Below are 22,003 nucleotides of genomic sequence, written 5' to 3'. Positions count from 1 at the left end.
GGCGTGCCCATATGGACTTCCGCGCCTGCGGGAAGTCATCGCGGGCGGCACGCTGCGCGCTGGCAGACTGGGGCGGTGCACTCGGTAACCGCCTCCCGGACTCGGGGTCCTCTCCGGCCACCAGAAGCTGCTGCGGCAGCCGTCTTCGGATCGTTGACGGCGGTGCTCACCGTGATCACGGGATTCATCCCGGTCGGCGTCGCGCAGGTGCTCGTGGCACTGCCGATCTCCTTTCTCGCGGCTGCCGGCCGGTTACGAGCGGTCGTCGCCGCGACGGTCGCGTCGGGAGTGGTGGCGCTCGTCGCGGCAGGACCGTTCGCCGTGGCGACGGTCTTCGTGCTCGCCGGGGTCGGCGCGCTGGTCGGATATGCCGAGCGGAGGTGGGGAAGAGAGGCGGTCTTCGTCGTCTTCGCCGGTGCACTGCCGATCGGTCTTCTGATCGCCGCGCTGGTGAACGGCCTCCTGCTGTTGTTCGCGCAGACGCGGATCCTGCTCCTCGAGGCGCTCGCGTCGTCGATGAGGGGCACCGCTCGTGCGTTCGAGGCGGCGGGAGCGGGCGAGGACTTCGTACGCACCTTCGAGCAGACGATCGACCTGATGGTGCGGTTGTGGTGGGTATGGATCGGCAGCGCGGTGGTGGTCGGCATCGTCGGCACAGCCCTGCTGTGCTTCGGGATCTTCCGCCTCGTGGCGGCGCGCAGCACGTGGAGTACGCAGTCGGCCGAGTGGCCCGATCCCCGCTCCGGGGAGCCGAGTCCAGTGCCGCTGGCACTGCGGATGGTCACCTACCGGTACCCGGGCGCGGGCGTCGATGCCTTGTCCGACATCGATCTCACGATCGGTCCGGGCGAGTTCGTGGCGGTGGTCGGCCGGAACGGGTCCGGCAAATCCACGCTGGCACGCATCATGGCGGGCCTCGAACCGACCGCCGGGTTCGTCGACCGGCCCGGGCCTGCCGGCCTCGGACAACCGGGCGGAACCGTGACCGTGTTCCAGCACCCGGACAGTCAGGTGCTCGGCCGCACCGTCGAGGAAGATCTGCGTTGGGGAGCCGACGACGTCGACGTCGACGCCCTGCTCGAGAGGGTCGGTCTCGCCAGGATGGGTGATCGGCCGACGGAAGATCTGTCCGGCGGGCAACTCCAACGCCTCGCACTTGCCGGTGCGCTGGCCCGCCGACCGGCACTGCTCATCGCGGACGAGATCACGGCCATGGTGGACTCGGCCAGTCGGAGCGCACTGGTCGCGCTGCTCGCGGAGGTGGCACGCGAGGGCACCACCGTCGTCCTCGTCACGCATCTCGACGACGAAGCGGCCGTCGCCGATCGCGTCGTGCATCTCGACGCCGGACGGATCGTGCCCGCGCCTGCGGCGGCCCCGAGTCCTGCGCCGGTGCCCGCCGCCGCGCCCACGTTCCCGCAACCCGTCCTCGAGTTGCGCGACGTCACCCACATATATGCGGACCGCACTCCGTGGGCGCACACCGCGCTGCGGGATGTCTCGCTCACGGTGTGCCGAGGCGAAGGGGTTCTGGTGGTCGGTGCGAACGGCTCCGGCAAATCCACCCTCGCGTGGATCATGGCGGGACTGTATCGACCGACGAAGGGCACCTGTCTGCTCCAGGACACGCCCACGGCCGATCTTCGCGGTGATGTCGGATTCGTCTTCCAGCAGGCGAGATTGCAGCTTCAGCGCCCGACGGTCGCCGAGGAGATATCGGATGTCGCGGGTCTCCCGCACACCGATCGGCACTACGTGGCGGCCGTCCTCCACCGGGTGGGGCTGCGGCCCGAACTAGTGGATCGTCCGATCGACCGGCTCAGCGGAGGGGAGATGCGCCGTGTCGCACTCGCCGCACAACTTGCCCGGACGCCGCGCGTCCTGGTCCTCGACGAACCGCTCGCCGGGCTGGACGTCCCCGGGCGCCGTGAACTGGTCTCGATCCTCGCTCACCTGCGGGCGGTCGAGCACGTCACGATCGTGGTCATCTCCCACGACCTGCACGGAATGGAAGAGGTGTGTTCGCGCACCGTGGTGCTCGACGTGGGCCGGATCGTCGACCAGATCGGTGCGGTGACGGAATGAAAGAACAACGTCGGCCTCTGATCCTGCTGCGGCCCGTTCCGCGCATCACCCCCATCCACCACTTGTGGGCGGGCACGAAGATTCTCGCTGCGGTGGCGCTCTCGGTCACCGTGAGCTTCATCCCGTCCTGGACCGCCCTCGGCATCACGGCGGTGGTGCTGCTGGCCGGAGTGCTCACGGCGCGCATCCCACGCGGGGTGGTGCCTTCGATTCCCTGGTGGGTGTTCGCCTTCCTTGCGGTCGGTGCGGTGCTGAACGTCGCCGGGGGCGGGCTCACGAGTTACGTGCGAGCGATGCTTCTCGGGGTGTGCCTGCTGGTGCTGGCGTCGCTGGTCGGCTGGACGACGAGTCTGTCGCAATTGGTCGGCGCCCTGCCCGTCCTTCTGTCGCCGTTGCGATTGCTGCGGCTACCCGTCGACGAGTGGGTGACGGTGTGTGCGCTGGCGCTGCGGATGTTGCCGACGATCCGCGGTGAGTTGCGCATGCTGTTCGCGGCCCGCCGGTTGCGCGGGCGCCCCGGCATCCGTACTCCGAAGCGGTGGTGGCCCGAACTGATCGACACGGTGGGCGCGGTGGCGTCGGTGTCCATGCGGCAGGTGCGCGACCTCGGCGACGCGTTGTCGGTGCGGGGCCCCCGGCTCGTCGTCCGCACCCGACCGCGACTGGGTGCCGGCGACGCGGTGACCGTCGTGGTCGTGTTCGTGGCGTGTGCGGCGATCGTGGTCTGGGGCTGATGCGGCCGCGCGGTGGCGATCAGTTGGCGTCGGCGTGTGCGCGTCGCGACCGGATCCGGCGCTGCACGGCGTAGACGATGAAGCCGATCACCGCGGCGAGGACCACGTACTGAAGAACCTCTGCGTACGGCTCGACCTTCTGCCAGTTCTCTCCGAGCTGATACCCGGCGATGACGAAGATGCTGTTCCAGATCAGGCTGCCCGCGGTGGTGAAGGCGGTGAACTGCCATATCGGCATCTTGGTGACCCCGGCCGGAATCGAGATCAGGCTGCGGAAAACAGGCAACATGCGGCCGAAGAACACGGCCTTGCGGCCGTGTTTCTGGAACCACTCCGTCGTGCGGTCGAGATCTTCCACGTCGACCAGAGGAAGCTTGTGCACGACGCTGCGCAGCCGGTCCTCACCCACCCACCGGCCGAGCGCATACAACCCGAGTGCGCCCAGGACGGAACCGAGGGTCGTCCAGAACAGCGCACCCACCAGGGTGAAGCTGCCGAGGCTGGCGGCGAAGCCTGCCAGCGGAAGAATGACTTCGCTGGGAAGCGGAGGGAAAAAGTTCTCGAGCGCGATCGCGAGCCCCGCACCTACACCGCCCAGCCGGTCCATCAGGTCCAGTGCCCATCCGGCAAGTCCGTCGGTGGGCGCTGAGGGAGAATCCGCGACACTCATCCGTTAAAGGTTACCGATCGGCAACTATCCCAAACCGCCGGGCATGCGGCCGCGCTTTTGCTCGAGCAGAGCGAAACGGTTTCCTCGGGGCTCGGCGCAGCGAACGATGGCGGGTGCCTGTGCCGTCCGCGGGACTCGGAAACGCCGAACCGAAAGGTGGCCGTATGACGATCGTCGTCGTCGCGGGCAATCCCAAGCCCGGCTCCCGCACTCTCGATGCCGGGACCCGTCTCGCGGCCGCCTTGACCGGGCGTGAACCCGATCGGGTCGTGGACGTCGTCACGCTCGGTGCGGGTCTGCTCGGGTGGGGTGACGAGCGGGTGGCCGAGGCGGTCGCGGCCGTCTCCGCCGCCGACCTGGTGGTGTTCGCCAGCCCCACCTTCAAGGCCTCGTACACCGGCGTCCTGAAACTTTTCCTGGACCAGTTCGCCACCGGGGAAGGTCTGCGGGACGTGGTGGCGGTGCCGTTGATGCTCGGCGCGGGACCGGCCCACGCGCTCGCGCCGGACCTGTTGCTCAAACCCGTCCTGGTCGAACTCGGTGCCACGACTCCGTCGCCGGGCCTGTACCTGCTCGACTCCACCTACCTCACCGACAGTCGCATCGCGGAGTACGCGCAGCGGTGGGCGCCGGTCCTGACCGCGTCGATCCGAACCGAGGCATCATGAGCACGTTCGACAGCACCGCCCTCCGGCAAGCCTTCGCACACATCCCGTCCGGGGTGGTCGCGATCTGCGCGGACGTGCACGGTGAGCGAGTGGGTCTGGCCGCGAGCACGTTCGTGCCGGTGTCGCTCGACCCTCCGCTCGTCGCATTCTGTGTGCAACACACTTCCGCTACGTGGCCGCGGCTGTCGGCTCTGCCGCATCTGGGTATCAGCGTGCTGAGCGAGGAGCACGACGGCGCGGCCAGGGTGCTCGCCGCGAAGGACGGCGACCGGTTCGCCGGGATCGACATCGAGATCCGCGACGGCGGTGCCGTGTTCGTGGCGGGTACGAGCGTGCGCATGGACGTGACCGTCGAACAGCAGGTGCCGGCCGGTGATCACGACATCGTCGTGCTGCGCATCAACCAACTGCTCACCGACACCGCGGTGGAACCGATCGTGTTCCATCGCAGCTCTTTCCGCCGTTTGATCGCTTCCTGATGCCCGGTTCCGACTCGATGTCACGAAGGAGTTCGCATGGATCACGAGACCCCGGCCCCGGTCGTCCGGCGCACGAAACGGACGGCCCGGACACGACAGGCCCTGCGACGGGCGCGGAAGGTCACCGGTAGCGACACGGCGGGGAAGGAGCCACAAGCAATCGCAGGGTCGTGGTGGCTCGTTCTGCCGACCGTGGCAATCGGTCTCGCGGCGTCGGGCTGATGACCGTCGATCATCGGTGGAGCACTGCTCATGCAGTCCCGCCGTTGGCAACGTCGTCGGTGCGCGCATAGCGCACCGCCGCAACGAAAGTTCCCACCGCCAGCACTGTGAGGATCAGGTAGAACGCCTCGAGCCCGATCACGTCCACCCTCGATAGCAGGACGCCGACCGTCAATCCGAGCACGCTCGATGCGAGGCCGAAGACACCGCTGATGGACCCGTAGATCTCCGGAGGGGAGTACACGACCGTTGCCAGGACGAAATGCGAGAGTCCTACGCCGGTCGCGATTCCGAAGACAGCCACACTCGCCACGAACGCGTACATGCTGTCCACGTTCAGGAGGGCTATGCCGGCGAGGCTCATCGTGCCGTACACGAGCACGATTTCGACTTCACGGAAGTCGGCCATGCGACTGACGTATTGATTTCCCAGGTAGACCATGGCGTTGGACACGGCGAGAATCAGGAGGGGCGCGGCCGCGTACGACTCGAACTCGAGCACGATCAGGGCGCCGATCAGCGTCGGGGGAAGCGCCGACGCAAGGCATCTCAGCACGAGCAGTCGACGCAACACCACCGAACCCCGGATGTACGTCAGGCCCGCGGACAGCGCTCTCATGGCTGTTCCGTCCGTCCGAGACGCTGCGCGCGGTCGTCCCCGATCGATCTGCAGCAGCGCGACGACAGGCGCACTGGACGTGATGACGTAGAAGATCAGGAAGAGCGTCACGCCGTTCGTCGACAAGATGACGAATGCCGTCAAGGGACCGACTATCCCGGTCATGTAGAAGAGGGTGTTCAGGCTGCCGCGGGCACGTCGGCGGAAATCCGGAAACAGTTCGTTCAGGCCCACTTTCCATGCCGACAGGTATCCGAGGCTCGCTACGGCGTTCACCACGAGCAGGACACCCAGCGCGGCGAGGGGAGGTCGGCCGGCGACCAGGGCGGCGGTGACGGCGCCGATCGAGAGCGACTGGACTGCCAGACCGGCATAGAAGAACGGACGCCACCCACGCGCGTCGATCGCGGCCCCGACGACCGGTGACAGCACACCCGACAACGCGGTGGCGATCACGGACAGGGCGGCCGCAGACGGACCGTAGATCTGCACCAGAAGAAGCGGGGCCACGCCGACGAACGCTGTTTCACCGACGTTGTTGATGACGTTCCCTGTTGCGAAGCGCCGGAATCGGGAATCGGACAGAGGTGCGCGCTCGGCTGCTGTCGGCCGAGGCCGATCACCGGACACGGGAATGTTCTTCCGCGACACGTGGCTTCCGGAAAACGTTCATGCGCCTCCTTGGTGGGACTCGTCGTTTGGCGTCAACCGTACTGCCCAGTCTGTTTCCCGGTCCAGGTCTGCGCCCGCTCCGGGACGGCGTGGAGAGGCAACGGAATACAATGCCCAGAACGAGTCTTTCGTACGTCCGGGAAGGGTGGTGGCCCGCGCAACGGGTCCCAGGTGCTCCATGACCGACAAGATCGACTTCAAGAAGATGCTCGACTCGTATCGCGCGGTCCGGGGCGAGTTCCGGATCCTCGACGTGCCGCAGATGCAGTACCTCATGGTCGACGGCAGCGGCGACCCTAATACGTCCCCGGCATTCCGCGAGGCCATCGAATCGCTGTATCCGATCGCATACAAGCTGAAGTTCGCCAGTAAACGGGAGATGGGCCGCGATTACGTCGTCCCACCGCTCGAAGCACTGTGATGGTCGCTGGACATGGCATCGTTCACCTCCGCGCGGGACAAATCCCGTTGGGACTGGACGTTGATGGTCATGGTTCCGGAGTGGATCGAAAGCGATCTGGTTACCCTCGCCACCGCGCAGGTGGCTGCCACGAATGCGCCGGCACGACTCGACGACATCCGCCTCGAATCCCTCGCCGAGGGCCGGTGTGTGCAGACACTGCACATCGGGCCTTTCGACGCGGAGGCGGAAGTACTCAGGCAACTGCACGACGAGTTCGTGCCGAGCAACGGGCTACGCATGGTCGGAAAGCACCACGAGATCTATTTCAGCGACTTCCGCAAGACCGCACCCGACAAACTCCGCACCGTCCTCAGGCAACCGGTCGAACCGGTCTCGACGTGAAGCAGCGCGATTCTGCTTCTACACTTCGGGCGAAAAGCAGGTAGGGAGAATGGCTGTGGATCTGTCCGAGTTCGACGTGCTGAGTTTCGATTGCTACGGCACCCTCATCGATTGGGAGACCGGAATCGCGTCGGTTCTCGCTCCGTGGGCGAAGGACGCCGGGCTGGAACTTTCCGACGAGGAACTGCTCCAGGCGTATGCGGAGAACGAAGCCCGGATCGAAAAGGACTCTCCGGCAATGCTGTACCCGGAGGTTCTCGCGGAAGCGTTCCGCCGGACGGGGAATGCACTCGGCGCGGCGGTGTCCGACGAGTGGGCGGGCCGTCTCGGATCGTCGGTTCCCCGGTGGCCGGCGTTCCCGGACTCCGCGCAGGCTCTCTTGTCGCTCGCGGAGGACTACGCGCTGATCATCGTCTCCAACGTGCATCGTGAAGGTTTTGCGGGAAGCAACCCGCGCCTCGGAGTCGAGTTCGACAACGTCATCACCGCTGAGGACGTCGGAGCGTACAAGCCCGCCCACAATCACTTCGACGCGCTCGATGAAGTCCTCGCAGACCTCGGTGTCCCACGAGAGCGACTGCTGCACGTGGCGCAGTCGCTCTTCCACGACCACGTCCCCGCCAAACAGCGCGGCCTCTCGTCGGTCTGGATCAACCGGCGTCACGACCGTCCCGGCTGGGGCGCGACCCCGCCGCCCGGCGGCGAGTTCGGCTACGACCTCGAATTCCCGACGATGCGTGCGTTCGCGGAAGCCGCGCGCGCCGCGAACCCCGGTGCGGGCCGGCGGTGGAGCGGTCAGCGGGCGATGCCGTAGAACCTCTTTACCCGTACCCGCAGCAGCAACCGATGTTCGGCGACCGTCGCCGAGCGGTACTCGTCCCAGTCCGGATGCTCGCCCTGAACCGCCCGGTAGAGCGCCACCAGTTGCTCGACGGTCGCATCGTGCGGATCGGCTGCGACTTCGGATAATTCGGCTTGTCCTTCCGCCACCGCGTACGACCAACCGTCGGCTGCGTCGGCGAACAGGCTGACCCGCGGGTCCCTCCGCATGTTCCGGGTTTTGGCACGACTGTCGGTGATCGATACCGAAAATGTGCGTTCGAGCGGGTCGTAGTAGTAGACGACGTTCGAGATCTGCGGCCGCCCGTCGTGTTTCAGGGTGACCAGTGCCGCGATCCCCGTGGATCCGAAGAGTGCTTCGAGCGGCGTTTCCGATTCGTGCGGCATGGACGGCTCTCAGGATCCGGTGCTGGAACCGAACGACGATCCGCTTTCGGTGGAACCGGAGTTCCACGCCGGGCCGAGGACCAGCGCGCCCGTCGCGCCGAGGAGATCGGAACTCAGGTTGCAGACACTCAATACTGCATAAGCACCGATCGGGATGTCCTCGAAAGTCCCGGACACCACGTTGTCTCGGTTGGCGGTTCGCAGCAGGTTGATCGCGGTGACCGCGCCGGCGTCGTCGAGTTGCTGGATTTGGGCGAGAACGTCGATGTCGGGGTTACCGAGGATGTAGTCGAGCAGGACCGGTCCGACGATCGGCGCGGCCCGAACCGCGTCGACCACGACGGTGGTGCAGGAGCCCGGCAACGTGATCGACCCGACGAGCGGCACCCGCGGCACACCGGTGATCGTGTAGCTGATGGATTGGCCTTCGACCTGAACGGAGTAACCGATCCCCCGGGCAATTGCCACTGCCGGAACGGGTTCGGCGGGTTGCGCGTGCGCAGGGGCCGCGAAACCGAGCGCGAACACAGTCGCGGGAACGAGAACGGTTCGTGCCAAAGCGTTACGGAGCATCGCTACGTCCCTACGTCGAACTCGGTGAATGCCGGGTTGATCGGAAATGCTAGCGGCGTATCTCCGTTCGCGCGGCGAATCGCGGCCGACGTAGCCGCCGGTGACGTGCCGTATCCAAAAGAATCTCTCACACCGTTGGTGGACCGTCCGGGGAGTAGCGATCGGCGAATGCGCCGGGAGTCATCCCCACGACATTTTTGAAATCCCTGACGAAATGCGGTTGATCGGCATATCCGAGGACCGCCGCGACCTCCGACAACGATGCGGGCTTCTCGCGCAGGCGACCGGCGGCCTCCTGGAGACGACGCCGTTGGATGAGCCACTTCGGCGTGAGACCGATGCGCCGGTGTACCAGTCGCTGCAGGGACCGCTCCGAAAGTCCGAACTGCGTGCGCACCTGTTCCACACGCAGCACGTCGGGGTTGTCCTCCACGAACGCGACGACGTCGTTGACGAGGCGGCCCTCGTCGTCGACGGGGAGGTAGGAGCGCAGAACTTCGTCGTAGACGGCCATCGCACGTCGATGCGTGTCGGGGGAGCGCGGATCGCGCCGCATCACGTCCCGGATCTGCTCGACGGCATCGCGCCCGGCGTTGCCTAGTACTTCGGGCACCTCGAGCACGCGATCGGTGAGCGCGGCGAGTTCGACACCGGTGAGAAGGGTGCCCGCGGCGGGAGTGAGCATCACCCCGACAGCCCACCCCTCGCCGGTGAGGACGGTCGTCGACAAGCCGGACTCGACGCCGTAGAACCGGGCGTACTCCTCGGTGATCACAATCAGGCAGACGGGATACCGGAGTACGTGCTGGGGCGCGTCTCGTCCCGCCGGTACCCGCCACACCGGAATCCAGTAGCGCTCGACCAATTCGCGCAGATCCGACGGTGGCGGATATCGGAAGATCGTGTGGGTTGTGTCGTTCGGGTCCTTGAGGTGCGCCCGCTCGATCGGCCCACCCGCGTCGGAACCCCCGGTGTCGGATTTCATCAATACCTCGTAGTGGGCGAGCACTAGCGTCGCCACCATGAATACAACAGCCAACCGACACAGCGAAGCAGAACGGCCCCTCGGCTCGGTCGTGAACGCGGTGGACCCCGGCGCGTGGGACCGTCCGTCACCCTGCGAGGGCTGGACGACGCGCGACGTGCTCGGCCACATCATCGACACTCAGCGAGAGTTCTTCGAAGGCCGGGGCCTCGACCTCGGTGCGCGACCGTCGCTCGACGACCCGGCCCGTGCGTGGCGCGAACACACTTCGAAGGTGGCCGAGATCGTCGCGGACGACGCCGTCGTCGATACGCAGTACGACGGCTATTTCGGTCCCACGACGATCGGGTCGACCTTCGAGCAGTTCTACATCTGGGACATGTTCGTACACCGGTGGGACATCGCCACCGGGGCGGGACTGGACGACACCTTCACCGACGCGGAAATCGCTGCCGTGGAGGCCGGAGCCGACAGCTTCGGCGACTCGCTCTACATGGACGGCGTGTGCGCTCCGGGCGTCGAGGTGCCGGACGAGGCGGATCGCGCCACGCGTCTGCTCGCCCGGCTGGGGCGCAGTCGCGCTCACGCCGCCTGAGCGGAGGGTGCACGCCCGGACCGGACGCTAGTGTCGGGCACATGAGCGAACCGATCGTGGTGTCCGACGCGGTTCGGGCGGCGCTGGACGAGCGTCGCCCGGTGGTCGCGCTCGAATCGACGATCTTCACCCACGGTCTGACCCGCCCCCGCAACGTGGAGGTCGCGCTCGCCGCCGAACAGCAGTTGCGCGACGCCGGGGTAGTCCCCGCGACTGTCGGGGTGGTCGAGGGCACTCCCGTCGTCGGCCTCTCGGCACCGCAGATCTGCGCACTCGGCGACGCCGGCACCTCGGTGGTCAAGCTCGGTATCCGCGACCTGCCGGTGGCCGCGGTCAAGCGCACGAACGGCGGGACCACCGTCGCCGCGACGGCTCTGCTGGCTCATCGCGCCGGGATCGAGGTCTTCGCCACCGGAGGTCTCGGGGGAGTGCACCGCGGCGCCGCCACGACGTTCGACGAAAGCGCCGATATCGTTGCGCTGGCGTCGATTCCGATTCTCGTGGTGAGCGCGGGTGTCAAGTCGGTGCTGGACATCCCGGCCACACTCGAACGTTTCGAAACACTCGGGGTGGTCGTCGTCGGGTACCGCACCACCAGCTTCCCGGGGTTCTACATCCGGGACAGCGGCTGCGCGGTCGACGACATCGACTCGCCGGAGGACGCCGCCGCGCTCGCCCGCGCTCGCGACGCCCTCGGGCTGCGGTCGGCGGTGCTGGTGGGTAACCCCGTCGATCCGTCTTCCCAGGTGGATCCGCAGCTACACGACCGGGTCCTCGACGAAGCCGAGCGCGAGGCGGCCACCGCAGGGGTACGGGGCAAGGACCTCACGCCGTTCCTGCTCGAACACATGCACCGCGAGACCGGCGGTCGCACGCTCGAGACGAACGTGGCTGCCTACCGCGGCAACGTCGCGCTCGGCGCCGCGATCGCCGCGGCGATGGTGCCGTGACGCGGACCGGTCACTGCAGCAGGAACGCCGTGGTGGCGGGTGGCAGTGCGGAGTTCCGTCGCCGGTAGATCTCGGCGGGCCGCCCGGTGCCCTCCCGGCGGAGTTCGCCGGTCGGCACGAGTCCGTGCAGCAGGTGACGCCGGAACGTGTCCTTGGGGTATCGACGCGCGAAGACCACCTCGTACAGGCGCCGGAGGTCGAGGACGGTGAACTCGTCACCGAGGAACCGCGCCGGGTCCACCGCTGCGGAGTACCGGGTGCGCAGGTCGTCGACGGCGAGTTCGACGATGCCGGGGTGATCGAACGCGAGATCGGTGGTGTCGGTGACGGGGACGAGGCGCGCATCCGCGGGGATCTCCGAGACGGGAACAGCCGCCCCGTGCGCCATGGACAGCACCCATCCCCGATCGTCGCGCGCGGGGTCGTCGAGCATGGCGAGTTGGTGGAACTCGATTCCGGTGAGCGCGGCCTTGTCCCGAAGTGCTCGCTGCGCGGCGTCCGCGAGTCGTTCCCCGGGACGAAGGAATGTGCCGGGCAGTGCCGACGTCCCGTCGGGTCGCTCGGTGACCAGTACTTTCAGGGTTTCGTCGACGGTGAGCACCGCAACGTCCACGGCCACCGAGGGGCGCGGGTAGTCGGTGAGAGCTTTGCCTCCGGGATCTGTCCAGACCGTCATGTAGCCATTCAATCAAATGTGCGCTAATGTTTGCTCAACATTGATCGAATGGGAGTCGCCATGATGCTCACGGCAGAACAGAACGACCGCGCAGCAGGTGTCCTGCTCGCCACCGCAGCAGGGGATGCGCTCGGCGCCGGCTACGAATTCACCTATCCCACCCCGGAGACTCCCATCCGCATGATCGGCGGGGGAATCGGTCCGTTCGCGCCGGGCGAGTGGACCGACGACACGTCCATGGCACTCGCGATCGCCGAGGTGTCGGCGACGGGCGTCGACATCGGATCCCCGGACGGTCTCGATGCCGTCGCGGCCCAGTTCGCGCGCTGGTACGACTCCCGCCCGAAAGACATCGGGAACCGGACCCGCGCCGTGCTGAGCACCGCGCATCCCACCGCCGCCTCGATGACCGAGCGGGCACGCGCACTCCCGGGACGAAAGGGCGGCAACGGATCGCTCATGCGGACCGCACCCGTGGGGATCGCCTACCTCGGCGACGCGCAACGGTGTGTCGCCGCCGCCCGCGACATCAGCCGCCTCACGCACGACGATCCCCAGGCGATCGAGGCATGCATGCTGTGGTCGTTCGCGATCCGGCATGCCGTCCTCCACGGCACATTCGACGGCGTCGCCGCCGGTCTGGACCTGCTGCCGGGAGATGCCCCGCAGCGCTGGTCCGCCCTGCTCGACGACGCCCGCACAGCGTCCGACCCCCGGGTCTTCGACAACAACGGGTGGGTGGTGCATGCGCTGCAGACGGCCTGGTGGGCGGTGTGTCACGCCTATGCGACCGGTCCCGCTCATCTGCCGCAGGCGCTCGAACTCGCGGTACGTGCCGGCCACGACACCGACACCACCGCGGCGATCGCCGGCGGGTTGCTCGGCGCGCGCTGGGGCGCGTCGGCGGTACCCGCCGAGTGGCAGCGGATCCTGCACGGCTGGCCCGGCTACCGGTCGCAGGATCTCGTGCGTCTCGCGTTGCGCACCGCCTGGGCAGGTGTGGACGACGACCGACCGGGCACCGACATCGACTACGCGCAGTTTCTCGCAGGGGAGTGACTCGGGAGGTGCGGATGCGGTAGACATCCCTCGACCGCACTTGTGACGAAGGGACCCCCGTGGCCGCACCGATTGCTCTTCCCCGCGTGATGCGCATCGGCGGAGGTGCCGTCGACGACATCGGCGAGGTGGTGGCCGGACTCGGCCTGAGCCGCCCACTCGTGGTGACCGATCGATTCCTGGTCGGGACCGGCGCCGTGGAACGCATGGTGTCGCGCCTGGAGGCGGCCGGACTCGCGGCGGCAGTGTTCGCCGATACCGTTCCCGATCCCACCACCGATTCCCTCGTCGCGGGTCTGGAGGCGGTCGCTGCCCATGACGCCGATTGCGTCATCGGGTTCGGGGGCGGAAGCCCGATGGACACCGCCAAGGCTCTCGGCCTGCTGGCGGTCCACGGCGGGCAGATGAGCGACTACAAGGCTCCCCAGATCAACAACGGTCCGGCGCTCCCCGTCGTCGCTGTTCCGACGACCGCCGGAAGCGGTTCGGAAGCAACCCAATTCACCGTCATCAGCGACAGTGTCACCAACGAGAAGATGCTGTGCCCGGGCGCGGCGTTTCTGCCGGTCGCGGCCGTGGTGGACTACCGGTTGACGCTGACGATGCCCCCGCGATTGACCGCCGATACGGGTGTGGACGCACTCACCCACGCGATCGAAGCGTATGTCAGCAAGAAGGCCAACCCGTTCTCCGACACCTTGGCGCTCGCCGCCATCGAAACCATCGGAAAGGTACTGCGCCGCGTCTATGCGAACGGCAGCGACGAGGATGCCCGGGAGCAGATGATGCTCGCGGCCACACAGGCGGGAATCGCCTTCTCGAACTCGAGCGTGGCGCTCGTACACGGAATGAGCCGGCCGATCGGAGCGCACTTCCACGTCGCCCACGGCTTGTCGAACGCGATGCTGTTCCCGGCGGTTACCGCATTCTCGGTGCGCGCTGCCGAATCCCGCTATGCCGACTGTGCCCGGGCGCTCGGCGTTGCCGCACCCGGCGATCACGATGCCACCGCAGCGGATAATCTGGTCGCCGCGCTGGCGGAACTGTGCCGCGATGTCGAAGTGCCGACCCCTCGTGCCTACGGCATCGACAAACGCGACTGGGAATCCCTGGTGCCCCTCATGGCGGAGCAGGCCCTGGCATCGGGATCGCCGAACAATAATCCGCTCGTGCCCACCGAAGAGGAGATCCGCGACCTGTACGCCCGGATCTACGACTGACCGTAGATCCGGGCGTAGACGGGTCGCGGACGCGCGCTACTCGGGTGCTTGGTCGTCGGGCTCGACCGCCTCGGTTTCCTCGCGATCCGAACGGCTACCGGCCTTGCCTTCCCGCTCGTGCTCCGCTTCGACGCGCTCTTCCATGTCGTCCACCAGCCGCGATATCTTCTCGCCGGTGAGGTCGTCGTTGTCGGCAGGAGTGCCCGGTCGCTCGGATTCAGCCATCGAAATCCGTCCTTTCGTGGATACGCCCTGCACGGGACCGCGCCCGTGCTCGGGACAGCACTTGCGATACCCGGGCAGATCGTCGACGAAACCGGCACGAGGCGAATCCCACACCGGGGCGAATTCGGATCAGGACGATCGGCACGCTGGCCGGGCGGGTGAGACCGGAGGAGGATGGTACGACCCTGCCCGACGACGTGGAGATGAGCGCGTGACAGTCACCGACGAATATCTGAACAACAACAAGTCGTACTCGGCCGGGTTCACCGGCCCCCTGCCGTTGCCCCCGAGCAAGCACATCGCCATCGTGGCGTGCATGGATGCGCGGCTCGACGTATACCGCGCCCTGGGCATGGCGGAAGGGGAGGCACACGTGATTCGCAATGCGGGCGGCGCGGTGACCGACGATGTGATCCGTTCGCTCGCCATCAGCCGGCGACTGCTCGGCACCGAGGAGATCGTGCTCATCCACCACACCGACTGCGGAATGCTGACCTTCACCGACGACGAGTTCACCCGCTCGGTCGAAGAGGACACCGGAATCCGGCCGCAGTGGGCGCCGGAGAGTTTCCATGACCCCGAGGAGGACGTGCGTCAGTCGATGCGGCGGATCGAGGTGAGTCCGTTCGTCACCGAACCGACGTCGCTTCGCGGATTCGTGTTCGACGTCGCCACGGGGCGGCTGAAAGAGGTAGCGCGCGAACGCTCCTGACGGGGATTCAGCTCGCCGACGAGGAGGTCACCTGCGCGGCGAGGTTGTCCGGCATCGGTTCGTGCCGGAGGTACATGCGCGCGAACTCGGCGGTGCCCTGCGTGATGGCCCGCAGTTCGACGGGGTACCGGCTCAACTCGATCTCGGGCACTTCCGCGCGCAGTAAAGCGATTCCGGGCTCGGGTGATTCGGTGCCGAGGACGCGGCCACGCCGCGAGGAGAGATCGCCGAGCACCGCTCCGAGGAACTCGTCCGGGACGATCACCCGGACCGCGGCCACCGGTTCGAGAATGCGGACCGTGGTGTGCTCCGCCGCGTCCCGCAATGCGAGCCCGGCCGCGGCCTGGAACGCAGCATCGGAGGAATCGACCGAATGGGCTTTGCCGTCGACGAGTGTGACCTGCACGTCGACGAGGGGGCATCCGATCGCAACACCTTTCGCCGCCTGGGTGTCGATCCCTTTCTCCACCGAGGGGATGAACTGCCGGGGAACGGCGCCCCCGACCACCTTGTCGGCGAAGACCACGCCGCTGCCCATCGGCAGGGGCTCGACCTCGATGTCGACCACGGCGTACTGGCCGTGCCCGCCGGATTGCTTGACGAGTCGCCCGTGGCCCGCAGCATGCCCGGCGAACGTCTCCTGGAGCGCAACCTTGTACTCGACGGGATCGACCTGCACGCCGTGCCGCGTGCGCAGGCGGTCGAGCACCAGTTCGGCGTGCGCTTCACCGGTGCACCACAGCACGATCTGATTGGTCTCGGCGTTGTGCTCGACCCGTACTCCGGGATCTTCCGCCGCGAGTCGCGACAGCGCCTGCGACAGTTTGTCGTCGTCCGTGCGGGTGTGCGCTTCGATCGCGACGGGCAGCAGTGGCGTCGGAACAGGCCACATGTCGAGGTGTGCGGGGTGGTCGGGTTCGTGCAGCACGTCGCCGGGTTGTGCCGTCGACAGTTTTCCGACCGACACCAGGTCTCCCGCGACCGCCTCCGCCACCGGTCGCTGCTGTTTGCCGAAGGGGCTCGACAGCGCGGGTATGCGTTCGCGCGAGTCGCGGTCGCCGCCGGTGAGGGCAACGATCGAGTCGGGGCGGAGGGTGCCGGCGTAGACGCGGACGAGGCTGATCCGGCCCACGTACGAATCGCCCGCGACGCGGACGACCTGAGCCACGAGATCGGCATCCGGGTCGCACACGGGCGCACCGCGCGCCCGCCGGGTGGGATCGGGGAACCCCGTCGTGATCAGTTCGAGCAACTCGACGGCACCCACCCCGTACTCGGTGGCGGGAATCGCGGGATGCAAGGCACAGGAAAGGAATTCGCGGGTCAGTCCCTCTTCGAGTGAGTCGGTGTCGAGTTGTTCTCCTGCGATGAACCGCTCCATGAGCGTGTCGTCCTGGCCCGAGATCGCTTCCACCAGGGCTTCGCGTACATCGTCGGAGACCGGGGCCGGACCGGGCTCGCCGTAGCGCCGGCCGGTCAGCAGTCCCATGGAACCGATCGGGCGGTCACCGTCGTAGACGGGGTAGAACAGGGCGCGCAGGGTGTCGGGGCCGAGGCCGAACGCGTCGTGGCATTCCTCGAGGATGTCGTCGTAGCTCTGGCGGGTGATGTCGAGTTTGTTGACGACGATCGCGCGCGGAATGTTCTCCTCGTCGCACTCGCGCCACAGCGCGCGCGTTGCCGCCGAGATCGGGTCGGTCGAGGATACGACGAAGATCGCGGCGTCGGCGGCGTGCATCCCGGCCCGGACTTCGGCATCGAAGTCGGGATGACCCGGTGTGTCGATCAGGTTGATCTTGATGCCCTTCCATTCGAGGGCGAGCACCGTCAACTGCACCGACCGCTGATGGCGCTGTTCGATCTCCTCGTAGTCGGACACCGCGGTTCCCTCGGCGACCCGACCGGCGCGGCCCACCGCGCCCGTTGCCGCCGCCAGCGACTCGGCGAGGGTGGTCTTCCCGGTGCCGCTGCAACCGACGAGGACGACGTTGCGGATCCGATCCGGAGTGTCGGCGACGGGTGCCTGCCGGCTGCGTGCTGCGGTGCGATCGGGCATCGGCATGCTCCTCGGGTGGCCTGGGCACAGTCTAAGCGGGTTGCCGCGTGCCCACGGCCGAATATGGTCTTCGGTCAATCCCGTTGGACGAGCGGCCTATCGGACGATGTGCGGTCGTGGGAGTGCTGCGCTTCGTACACTCGGTGCATGACGGTTGACGCGGTCTTCGACTCCGACGATGTGCGCCGGGCGGCTGCCGCTCTCCGCACGCCCGAGATCGGACGGTGGGCGGACCGCTTCGAACTGCTCTCCGACGTCAATCGACTGCGGTTGCTGCTGTGCCTGCATCACGCCCCGGGGATCTGCGTCACCGACCTGGCGTCGGCTCTCGACATGACCGGCACCGCGGTTTCCCATGCGCTGCGCCTGCTGCGGAATCGGGGCTGGGTCACGGCCGAGCGAGAAGGACGACTGGTGCGGTACCGCCTGGCCGACCCGACCGTGCACGGACTTCTCCATTCCATCGGGGCGACGCACGAACAGGCCGGCCACACGCACGCCAAGGACCATCATCAGGAGCGTTCCTGACCTGCCGAGACAGCGTTGTCACCCCTCCACCGGATATCTGGCCGAGCGCGTCAGGCTGAAGCCCCAGGGGAGCTCGAGGCGGTTCTCGGCGAGAAGTTCGGAATCGGACAATATCGTCTCGATCGGTCCGTCGGCCGCGAGCCGGCCGTCGTTCAGGATCACCGCACGCGTGCACATCTGCGCGGCGTAGGGCAGGTCGTGGGTGACCATGAGCATCGTGGCGGAAAGCCCGAGCAGCACCTCGGCCAGTTCTCGCCGGGACACCGGATCCAGGTCGTTGGACGGTTCGTCGAGCACCAGAACGTCGGGCCGGCACGACAGCGCCGTCGCGAGGGCCACCCGTCGGCGCTGACCGGCGGAAAGGTGCACCGTCGTGCGCGCGGAATGCTCCGCCATGCCCACCGCCTCCAGGGCGAACCGCACGCGGGAGCCGAGCTCGGGCTCGGTCACGCCGAAATTGGCCGGGCCGAATGCGACGTCCTGGGCGACCGTGGGCATGAACAGCTGGTCGTCGGGATTCTGGAACACGAGACCGACCCGGCTGCGGATCTCCCGGACGGTGCGCCGCGTGATCGGCGTTCCGGCGACCCGCACCGTCCCGGAGGTGGCGCTCAGCACCCCGTTCAGGTGCAGCATGAGGGTGGTTTTTCCGGAACCGTTGGGGCCCAGGACAGCGACGCGCTCGCCCGGCGCCACCTCGAGGTCGATGCCGCGCAGCGCATGGCGGCCGTCGGGATACACGTACTGCAGCCCTTCGAGTTCGATCGCGGGAGTCGCGTTCACGATGCGCTCCACGCCGCGGCGCACACCGCGCCGGCGAGGACGGCAGGAATCAGGCCGACGACCCAGGCTGCGGGTGTCGCGGCCGAGCCTGTCGCCGGTACCGTCCCCGTGAACCCCCGCGAGAGCATCGCCCAGTGGACCCGCTCGCCGCGTTCGTACGCCCGCACGAACAGCGATCCGACGCCGCGGGCGGTCGCGCCGACCCGGTGGAACATGCGGGGATCGTCACCGCGTGACCGCCGGGCGATGTCCATAGTCCGGCCCTCGGCGGCAAGGATGCCGACATAGCGGAGCATGAGCAGGACGACCGTGGTGATCAGCGGAGGAACGTGCAGGCGGGAAAGGCCGCTGGGCAGATCCTGCACGGATGTCGTCGCCGCGAGGATGAGTGATGCCAGCACACCCAGCGTGCCCTTGATCACGATGCCCCACGCCGCATACAGGCCCGGTACGGACAGCGACAGGCCCAGGACCTCGACCCTCTCGCCGGACTCCGCGAAGGGAAGCAGGACCGCGAGAACCAGGAACGGCACTTCGATCAGCAAGCGGGGCAGCAGCCACGACGTCCGGATCCGCGCTGCGGCGCACACCGCGACGATGACCGCGAAATAGAGCGCGAACGCCCACATGGCTTCACGCGGAGTCGCGACCACCACGAAGGTGAACAGGACGGCCCCGACGATCTTCACCTCGGTCGGAAGCCGGTGGACGGGGGTGGCGACGGTGGTCCCCGTAGTGTCGAGTGTCGCGGAATTCACGGCCCGGTGTATCCCGTCGACGCGTCCTGGGTCGGTGGATCGTTGCTCGGGGTCGTCCTGCGACGGCGTGCGAGCAGCATGAACAGCCCGAACGCGACCACCAGCGTGGTGACGGCGCCGACGATGCCCGCGATACCGGTGGAACCTTCGCGTGCGCCGACGCTGTAGTCGGCCAGCGGACTGTCGGCGAGCGCGTGATCCGTGGAGCCGACAGCGGCGCACTCACCGGTGAGCGCTTCGGTTCCACCCTCGTCCACGACTTCGCAGCCCCGCACGGTCGCGGCTTCGAGCCCGTCGGGGTCCGGAACCGCGAGGTACGACACGACACCTGCCAGTAGGAGCACCGCCACTCCCAGAACGACAAAGACTTTCTTCCTGCTCATGCCGGACTCCGATCGAAGGTGCGCAACGGTCGAAGCAGGTAGACGAGGTCGGGTCTCGCCCGGGCGACGGCGATCACGGTCATCGCCGTGATCACCCCTTCACCGATACCGATGAGCACGTGCACCCCGATCAGGTACGGGGCGATGGTCCCCAACGAACCCGCCGTGCCGCCGATGGCGTATTCGATGAGGAAGCCTGTCGCGGCCAGGACGGTTGCGACCACGGATGCGCTGAAGGCCACGACACCGATGGAGGGAAGACCGGGGAATCGGCGGATGAGGGGACGCAGAGCCACTGCGGTGCCGTATCCCGCGGCGACCCCCACCAGCGCCATGTTGGTGATGTTCATCCCCAGGGCGCTGAGGCCGCCGTCGGCGAAGAGAAGCGCCTGCACGACGAGCACGACCGTAAGGCAGAGTGCGGCTGTTGCCGGACCTACCAGGATCGCGGCGAGGGCACCGCCGAGGACGTGCCCGCTGACGCCCGGAAGCACCGGAAAGTTGATCATCTGCAAGGCGAATACGAAGGCGGCGACGAGACCCGCTAGGGGAGCGGTCTTTTCGTCGAGTTCCGCCCGTGCGCGGGGGAGTGCCACCGCGAGTCCGAGGGCGGCGATCGCGAAGAACACGGCCGATGTGGGGGCGTTGATCAGACCGTCGCTCATGTGCATTGCCGAGACGTCCATGGAGGTCCCTCCGACGTGGAAGATCACTCGACCCTACCTGCCCGACTGAACAGTCGGACATGTTTTGCGCGGACCTCCTCATGCGAAATATCCACCCGGAAAGCATGATTCGGACATCTCGAACAACAAGGGCGGGCACACCCCGGCCGGTGCGCGTGCGCGTTCGTACCCGACGGGAGGAATCCGCGCGGGGCGGCACGAGCACGTGTGGAGGGGACCGGGGCCGCTCCTGTAGAATTCTCGGGTTGCTTCGGGTCGGGCACGGCGGGAGGTCGGGACGCCGTGCGCCTCTTTCTGCATGCAGAAAAGTCCCGAAAAGGTATCGATGTCCCGCAGTTCACCCTCCGCCCCCTCGCATTTCCGTGTCATGCACGATCTGGTCGGGTCGGCCTACTTTCCGGTCTCGGCGCTGGCCCGGCTACCGCTGTCCATGCTGGTGCTCGGCGTTCTCACCTATGTCGTCGCCTCGTCGTCCGACTTCGCCGCCGCGGGTATCGCCGCAGCGGTCACCGGCGTGGGTGTCGCGGTCGGGGCACCGCTGTCCGGGATCGCCTCCGATCGGTGGGGCCAGCGGCCGACGCTGCTCGTCTCGACCGTCGTCTACGTGGCCGCAGTAGTCGCCGTGCTCGCCGCCGGAAGTTCCCACGGCGCAGGCGAGGCGTTACCGCCGGCCCTGCTGGCTGCCGCGTTCGTCGCCGGTCTCGTCGTTCCGCAATGCGGTCCGATGACCCGCGTGCGCTGGATCCGCGGCTTGTCCGCGCGCGGCGCGGACGATGCGGTGGAAGAAGCCCAGGGGTACGAGGGCACCATGGACGAACTCGGATTCGTCCTCGGGCCCGCCGCGGTCGGCATCATCGCCGCGCTGTTCGGTGCTGCCGCACCGCTGTACGTCCTGATCGCGCTGACCGTCGTCGTCGTTCCCTGGTTCGCAGTCCATCCCAGTGCTCGATTCGCGAAGCCTGTGAACCTCTCCGAACCGGACGACGGCAGCGCGCCGGACACCGGACCCGTCGCCGTGTCGTGGGGTCCGGTGGCAATTCTGATGACCGGAATGCTCGGTATCGGAACAATTTTCGGCTCACTCGCGACCATCACCACCGTCTTCGCCGACGAGACCGGACACCCCGGCAGCGGCGGGCTCATCTACGCCACGCTCGGGCTTGCCTCCGGCGCAGCGGCGTTGAGCGTGTCGCGGTGGAGCGGACGGCTGACCGTCCCGATGCGGTGGATCGGGTGTGCGGTGCTGCTGGTACCCGCACTCGCCCTGCTGTGGTTGCCCAACGCGCCGTGGCAGATGGCCGTTGTCCTGTTCCTCATCGGCGCGCCGATCGGCCCGGTCCTGGTGACGATCTTCAGAGTGGCGGGCGAGTATACGCCGGGACGGCGACTCGGACTCGTCATGACGTTGCTCAGCGCCGGGATCACCTTGGGCACCTCGATCGGAAACTGGGTCGGCGGCGAACTCGCTGATACCGGCGGGCACTCGGCCGCCACCTGGGTGGCACTCGGCGCGGGGCTGTCCCTGTTCGCGTCCGGGGTGGTGTTCACCGCCGTTCGCTCCAGGTCCGCGGCCCGTACGCCCGCACCGCCGACCGGGGAACTCCTCGAGTCCGTCCGCTGATCGTTCCGGCCG

At 67.6% G+C, this 22,003-nt stretch carries 25 protein-coding genes and 1 pseudogene; 14 read left to right on the top strand and 12 right to left on the bottom strand.

The window, feature by feature from the left end; all coding sequences use genetic code 11:
- The first annotated feature begins 75 nt into the window (after positions 1 to 75).
- Both AC0B44_RS12080 and AC0B44_RS12075 read left to right on the top strand, forming a co-directional pair.
- Positions 76 to 2,085 (top strand): DUF2232 domain-containing protein, encoded by a 2,010-nt coding sequence (locus AC0B44_RS12080; RefSeq protein WP_471903117.1) that lies wholly within the window; start codon positions 76 to 78, stop codon positions 2,083 to 2,085.
- Entirely contained in the window at positions 2,082 to 2,819 is a 738-nt protein-coding gene (locus tag AC0B44_RS12075) for an energy-coupling factor transporter transmembrane component T family protein (RefSeq protein WP_471903116.1), read from the top strand. Before AC0B44_RS12080 ends, AC0B44_RS12075 begins: the two co-directional genes overlap by 4 nt.
- A gap of 19 nt (positions 2,820 to 2,838) precedes the next feature.
- Here the strand turns inward: AC0B44_RS12075 and AC0B44_RS12070 are convergent, their stop codons facing one another.
- Positions 2,839 to 3,489, bottom strand: coding sequence for a DedA family protein (locus AC0B44_RS12070; RefSeq protein WP_471903115.1), 651 nt, complete (start codon positions 3,487 to 3,489; stop codon positions 2,839 to 2,841).
- Between the two features lie 164 nt (positions 3,490 to 3,653).
- Here AC0B44_RS12070 and AC0B44_RS12065 point away from each other — a divergent pair, with 164 nt between their 5' ends.
- From AC0B44_RS12065 to AC0B44_RS12055, 3 genes are read left to right on the top strand one after another with little or no spacing between them, the layout of a single operon-like run.
- Positions 3,654 to 4,157 carry an NADPH-dependent FMN reductase gene (locus AC0B44_RS12065; RefSeq protein WP_471903114.1) on the top strand — a complete coding sequence of 168 codons (504 nt, stop codon included), beginning with the start codon at positions 3,654 to 3,656 and terminating at the stop codon, positions 4,155 to 4,157.
- Positions 4,154 to 4,636 carry a flavin reductase family protein gene (locus AC0B44_RS12060; protein ID WP_471903113.1) on the top strand — a complete coding sequence of 161 codons (483 nt, stop codon included), beginning with the start codon at positions 4,154 to 4,156 and terminating at the stop codon, positions 4,634 to 4,636. The genes AC0B44_RS12065 and AC0B44_RS12060 overlap by 4 nt, the downstream gene beginning before the upstream one ends.
- A gap of 36 nt (positions 4,637 to 4,672) precedes the next feature.
- A complete protein-coding gene (locus AC0B44_RS12055; protein WP_471903112.1) occupies positions 4,673 to 4,858 on the top strand; it encodes a hypothetical protein in 186 nt (61 codons plus the stop codon).
- A 28-nt stretch (positions 4,859 to 4,886) separates the two neighbouring features.
- Here the strand turns inward: AC0B44_RS12055 and AC0B44_RS12050 are convergent, their stop codons facing one another.
- Entirely contained in the window at positions 4,887 to 6,107 is a 1,221-nt protein-coding gene (locus AC0B44_RS12050; protein ID WP_471903151.1) for an MFS transporter, read from the bottom strand.
- Positions 6,108 to 6,327: 220 nt separating this feature from the next.
- Between AC0B44_RS12050 and AC0B44_RS12045 the strand changes: the two are divergent.
- Both AC0B44_RS12045 and AC0B44_RS12040 read left to right on the top strand, forming a co-directional pair.
- A pseudogene (locus AC0B44_RS12045) lies at positions 6,328 to 6,954 on the top strand (GyrI-like domain-containing protein).
- A gap of 49 nt (positions 6,955 to 7,003) precedes the next feature.
- Positions 7,004 to 7,768: a haloacid dehalogenase type II gene (locus tag AC0B44_RS12040; protein WP_471903111.1), complete on the top strand. Its 765-nt coding sequence runs from the start codon at positions 7,004 to 7,006 to the stop codon at positions 7,766 to 7,768.
- Here the strand turns inward: AC0B44_RS12040 and AC0B44_RS12035 are convergent.
- From AC0B44_RS12035 to AC0B44_RS12025, 3 genes are all read right to left on the bottom strand, one after another.
- Complete coding sequence (locus AC0B44_RS12035; RefSeq protein ID WP_471903110.1) at positions 7,750 to 8,181, bottom strand: PPOX class F420-dependent oxidoreductase; 432 nt, start codon at positions 8,179 to 8,181, stop codon at positions 7,750 to 7,752. The two genes, AC0B44_RS12040 and AC0B44_RS12035, sit on opposite strands and share 19 nt — an antisense overlap.
- Positions 8,182 to 8,190: 9 nt before the next feature.
- Complete coding sequence (locus tag AC0B44_RS12030) at positions 8,191 to 8,754, bottom strand: hypothetical protein (protein WP_471903109.1); 564 nt, start codon at positions 8,752 to 8,754, stop codon at positions 8,191 to 8,193.
- A 127-nt stretch (positions 8,755 to 8,881) separates the two neighbouring features.
- A complete protein-coding gene (locus AC0B44_RS12025; RefSeq protein WP_471903150.1) occupies positions 8,882 to 9,739 on the bottom strand; it encodes a helix-turn-helix domain-containing protein in 858 nt (285 codons plus the stop codon).
- A 37-nt stretch (positions 9,740 to 9,776) separates the two neighbouring features.
- Here AC0B44_RS12025 and AC0B44_RS12020 point away from each other — a divergent pair, with 37 nt between their 5' ends.
- Both AC0B44_RS12020 and AC0B44_RS12015 read left to right on the top strand, forming a co-directional pair.
- On the top strand, positions 9,777 to 10,334 hold the full coding sequence (locus AC0B44_RS12020; protein WP_471903108.1) for a TIGR03086 family metal-binding protein: 558 nt from the start codon (positions 9,777 to 9,779) through the stop codon (positions 10,332 to 10,334).
- A gap of 41 nt (positions 10,335 to 10,375) precedes the next feature.
- Complete coding sequence (locus AC0B44_RS12015; protein WP_471903107.1) at positions 10,376 to 11,284, top strand: pseudouridine-5'-phosphate glycosidase; 909 nt, start codon at positions 10,376 to 10,378, stop codon at positions 11,282 to 11,284.
- A gap of 10 nt (positions 11,285 to 11,294) precedes the next feature.
- On the opposite strand, the gene AC0B44_RS12010 is transcribed toward AC0B44_RS12015, so the two are convergent.
- On the bottom strand, positions 11,295 to 11,960 hold the full coding sequence (locus AC0B44_RS12010; protein ID WP_471903106.1) for an NUDIX hydrolase: 666 nt from the start codon (positions 11,958 to 11,960) through the stop codon (positions 11,295 to 11,297).
- Positions 11,961 to 12,020: 60 nt separating this feature from the next.
- On the opposite strand from AC0B44_RS12010, the gene AC0B44_RS12005 reads away from it, so the two are divergent.
- Together AC0B44_RS12005 and AC0B44_RS12000 are read left to right on the top strand one after the other, a co-directional pair.
- Positions 12,021 to 13,019 (top strand): ADP-ribosylglycohydrolase family protein, encoded by a 999-nt coding sequence (locus tag AC0B44_RS12005; protein ID WP_471903149.1) that lies wholly within the window; start codon positions 12,021 to 12,023, stop codon positions 13,017 to 13,019.
- A 59-nt stretch (positions 13,020 to 13,078) separates the two neighbouring features.
- Positions 13,079 to 14,239 carry an iron-containing alcohol dehydrogenase gene (locus AC0B44_RS12000; protein WP_471903105.1) on the top strand — a complete coding sequence of 387 codons (1,161 nt, stop codon included), beginning with the start codon at positions 13,079 to 13,081 and terminating at the stop codon, positions 14,237 to 14,239.
- Between the two features lie 36 nt (positions 14,240 to 14,275).
- Here AC0B44_RS12000 and AC0B44_RS11995 read toward each other — a convergent pair whose 3' ends face one another.
- On the bottom strand, positions 14,276 to 14,464 hold the full coding sequence (locus AC0B44_RS11995) for a hypothetical protein (protein WP_378602662.1): 189 nt from the start codon (positions 14,462 to 14,464) through the stop codon (positions 14,276 to 14,278).
- Between the two features lie 211 nt (positions 14,465 to 14,675).
- On the opposite strand from AC0B44_RS11995, the gene AC0B44_RS11990 reads away from it, so the two are divergent.
- Complete coding sequence (locus AC0B44_RS11990) at positions 14,676 to 15,176, top strand: beta-class carbonic anhydrase (protein WP_471903104.1); 501 nt, start codon at positions 14,676 to 14,678, stop codon at positions 15,174 to 15,176.
- Between the two features lie 7 nt (positions 15,177 to 15,183).
- Here AC0B44_RS11990 and AC0B44_RS11985 read toward each other — a convergent pair whose 3' ends face one another.
- Positions 15,184 to 17,232 carry an elongation factor G gene (locus AC0B44_RS11985; protein WP_471903103.1) on the bottom strand — a complete coding sequence of 683 codons (2,049 nt, stop codon included), beginning with the start codon at positions 17,230 to 17,232 and terminating at the stop codon, positions 15,184 to 15,186.
- A 147-nt stretch (positions 17,233 to 17,379) separates the two neighbouring features.
- Here AC0B44_RS11985 and AC0B44_RS11980 point away from each other — a divergent pair, with 147 nt between their 5' ends.
- Positions 17,380 to 17,760, top strand: a complete 381-nt coding sequence (locus AC0B44_RS11980; RefSeq protein WP_471903102.1) for an ArsR/SmtB family transcription factor — start codon at positions 17,380 to 17,382, stop codon at positions 17,758 to 17,760.
- Between the two features lie 18 nt (positions 17,761 to 17,778).
- On the opposite strand, the gene AC0B44_RS11975 is transcribed toward AC0B44_RS11980, so the two are convergent.
- Genes AC0B44_RS11975 through AC0B44_RS11960 form a run of 4 tightly spaced genes read right to left on the bottom strand, consistent with a single transcriptional unit; the run spans position 17,779 to position 20,370 of the window.
- On the bottom strand, positions 17,779 to 18,543 hold the full coding sequence (locus AC0B44_RS11975) for an energy-coupling factor ABC transporter ATP-binding protein (protein WP_471903101.1): 765 nt from the start codon (positions 18,541 to 18,543) through the stop codon (positions 17,779 to 17,781).
- Positions 18,540 to 19,301, bottom strand: coding sequence for a cobalt ECF transporter T component CbiQ (gene cbiQ / locus AC0B44_RS11970; protein WP_471903100.1), 762 nt, complete (start codon positions 19,299 to 19,301; stop codon positions 18,540 to 18,542). Before cbiQ ends, AC0B44_RS11975 begins: the two co-directional genes overlap by 4 nt.
- A complete protein-coding gene (locus AC0B44_RS11965; protein WP_471903099.1) occupies positions 19,298 to 19,684 on the bottom strand; it encodes a PDGLE domain-containing protein in 387 nt (128 codons plus the stop codon). Before AC0B44_RS11965 ends, cbiQ begins: the two co-directional genes overlap by 4 nt.
- Positions 19,681 to 20,370: an energy-coupling factor ABC transporter permease gene (locus AC0B44_RS11960; RefSeq protein WP_471903098.1), complete on the bottom strand. Its 690-nt coding sequence runs from the start codon at positions 20,368 to 20,370 to the stop codon at positions 19,681 to 19,683. The genes AC0B44_RS11965 and AC0B44_RS11960 overlap by 4 nt, the downstream gene beginning before the upstream one ends.
- A gap of 325 nt (positions 20,371 to 20,695) precedes the next feature.
- Here AC0B44_RS11960 and AC0B44_RS11955 point away from each other — a divergent pair, with 325 nt between their 5' ends.
- On the top strand, positions 20,696 to 21,991 hold the full coding sequence (locus AC0B44_RS11955; protein ID WP_471903097.1) for an MFS transporter: 1,296 nt from the start codon (positions 20,696 to 20,698) through the stop codon (positions 21,989 to 21,991).
- Positions 21,992 to 22,003: the final 12 nt, after the last annotated feature.

The sequence above is a fragment of the Rhodococcus sp. NPDC019050 genome (assembly GCF_055664235.1).
The sequence above is the reverse complement of the archived record's forward strand: the minus strand, read 5'-3'. Positions and strand labels throughout refer to the sequence as shown.

Excerpts from the sequence above, each read along its gene's own strand:
- AC0B44_RS12075 (WP_471903116.1), top strand. The coding sequence starts at position 2,082 with ATGAAAGAACAACGTCGGCCTCTGATCCTGCTGCGGCCCGTTCCGCGC.
- AC0B44_RS12070 (WP_471903115.1), bottom strand. The coding sequence starts at position 3,489 with ATGAGTGTCGCGGATTCTCCCTCAGCGCCCACCGACGGACTTGCCGGA.
- AC0B44_RS12065 (WP_471903114.1), top strand. The coding sequence starts at position 3,654 with ATGACGATCGTCGTCGTCGCGGGCAATCCCAAGCCCGGCTCCCGCACT.
- AC0B44_RS12060 (WP_471903113.1), top strand. The coding sequence starts at position 4,154 with ATGAGCACGTTCGACAGCACCGCCCTCCGGCAAGCCTTCGCACACATC.
- AC0B44_RS12055 (WP_471903112.1), top strand. The coding sequence starts at position 4,673 with ATGGATCACGAGACCCCGGCCCCGGTCGTCCGGCGCACGAAACGGACG.
- AC0B44_RS12040 (WP_471903111.1), top strand. The coding sequence starts at position 7,004 with ATGGCTGTGGATCTGTCCGAGTTCGACGTGCTGAGTTTCGATTGCTAC.
- AC0B44_RS12035 (WP_471903110.1), bottom strand. The coding sequence starts at position 8,181 with ATGCCGCACGAATCGGAAACGCCGCTCGAAGCACTCTTCGGATCCACG.
- AC0B44_RS12030 (WP_471903109.1), bottom strand. The coding sequence starts at position 8,754 with ATGCTCCGTAACGCTTTGGCACGAACCGTTCTCGTTCCCGCGACTGTG.
- AC0B44_RS12025 (WP_471903150.1), bottom strand. The coding sequence starts at position 9,739 with ATGAAATCCGACACCGGGGGTTCCGACGCGGGTGGGCCGATCGAGCGG.
- AC0B44_RS12020 (WP_471903108.1), top strand. The coding sequence starts at position 9,777 with ATGAATACAACAGCCAACCGACACAGCGAAGCAGAACGGCCCCTCGGC.
- AC0B44_RS12015 (WP_471903107.1), top strand. The coding sequence starts at position 10,376 with ATGAGCGAACCGATCGTGGTGTCCGACGCGGTTCGGGCGGCGCTGGAC.
- AC0B44_RS12010 (WP_471903106.1), bottom strand. The coding sequence starts at position 11,960 with ATGACGGTCTGGACAGATCCCGGAGGCAAAGCTCTCACCGACTACCCG.
- AC0B44_RS12005 (WP_471903149.1), top strand. The coding sequence starts at position 12,021 with ATGATGCTCACGGCAGAACAGAACGACCGCGCAGCAGGTGTCCTGCTC.
- AC0B44_RS11995 (WP_378602662.1), bottom strand. The coding sequence starts at position 14,464 with ATGGCTGAATCCGAGCGACCGGGCACTCCTGCCGACAACGACGACCTC.
- AC0B44_RS11985 (WP_471903103.1), bottom strand. The coding sequence starts at position 17,232 with ATGCCCGATCGCACCGCAGCACGCAGCCGGCAGGCACCCGTCGCCGAC.
- AC0B44_RS11980 (WP_471903102.1), top strand. The coding sequence starts at position 17,380 with ATGACGGTTGACGCGGTCTTCGACTCCGACGATGTGCGCCGGGCGGCT.
- AC0B44_RS11965 (WP_471903099.1), bottom strand. The coding sequence starts at position 19,684 with ATGAGCAGGAAGAAAGTCTTTGTCGTTCTGGGAGTGGCGGTGCTCCTA.
- AC0B44_RS11960 (WP_471903098.1), bottom strand. The coding sequence starts at position 20,370 with ATGGACGTCTCGGCAATGCACATGAGCGACGGTCTGATCAACGCCCCC.
- AC0B44_RS11955 (WP_471903097.1), top strand. The coding sequence starts at position 20,696 with ATGTCCCGCAGTTCACCCTCCGCCCCCTCGCATTTCCGTGTCATGCAC.